Annotated in this window: 1 protein-coding gene and 1 pseudogene; one reads left to right on the plus strand and one right to left on the minus strand. The window is 64.1% G+C overall.

Annotation, left to right across the window (positions count from 1 at the left end; translation table 11 throughout):
* Positions 1–84: 84 nt before the first annotated feature.
* A pseudogene (locus V5F66_RS22255) lies at positions 85–261 on the plus strand (DUF736 domain-containing protein); the annotation flags it as partial.
* A gap of 57 nt (positions 262–318) precedes the next feature.
* On the opposite strand, the gene V5F66_RS22260 reads toward V5F66_RS22255, so the two are convergent.
* Complete coding sequence (locus V5F66_RS22260; RefSeq protein ID WP_138397488.1) at positions 319–537, minus strand: helix-turn-helix domain-containing protein; 219 nt, start codon at positions 535–537, stop codon at positions 319–321.
* Positions 538–652 lie beyond the last annotated feature (115 nt).

Here is a 652-nt window from a genome sequence, read left to right on the forward strand (position 1 = left end):
AACCGGCGGCAACACAGACCTCACAGGCCAGCGCTCCGCATAATCCCGCTCTCCGCATAATCGACGTTATGTGGAGCTCCACATAAGATCGAGATCGGCGCCGCCTGGTCCAAGCGCTCCAGCGAAGGCCGCGACTATCTGGGCCTCAAGCTCGACGACCCGAGCTTCAACGCCCCGATCTACGCCAACCTCTTCGACGACGAGGACGCCGACACCTTCTCGCTGATCTGGTCCCGCCCCAGCGGGCGCCGCGGCGAGTGAGCCGCACAAGGCCCCGGCCGGTTCCGGCCGGGGCCTTCCCGCCACCGGGTTCACCGGTCAGTCGTTGCCGTCCGGCCGCACCAGTTCGACGTGGCTGACCCCCAGCGCCTGAGCCAGCTCGTAGAGGGTGATGACCGTCGGATTGCGCCGGCCACGCTCGAGGCCGCTGATATACTGCTGGCTGAAACCGGAGCGCGCCTCGACATCCTCCTGCGTCAGGCCTTTTTCCTGACGCAGGCGAGCGAAGTTCCGGCCGACCAGCTTGCGCATATCCATGCGCAGACGGATCGCAATTTACACACTTTGAGCTTATCAACTATAATATGTAATCAAGCGGCCCTAGCGGGTTAGACGGCGGCAATGCCGATGCCGATCGATCACCGAGCGGCCC

The organism is Xanthobacter versatilis (genome assembly GCF_043193975.1).
In the GTDB taxonomy this organism is placed as follows: Bacteria; Pseudomonadota; Alphaproteobacteria; order Rhizobiales; family Xanthobacteraceae; genus Xanthobacter; species Xanthobacter autotrophicus_E.

Bases quoted from the DNA above. Each gene is read 5' to 3' on its own strand.
- V5F66_RS22260 (WP_138397488.1), bottom strand. From the start codon at position 537: ATGGATATGCGCAAGCTGGTCGGCCGGAACTTCGCTCGCCTGCGTCAG.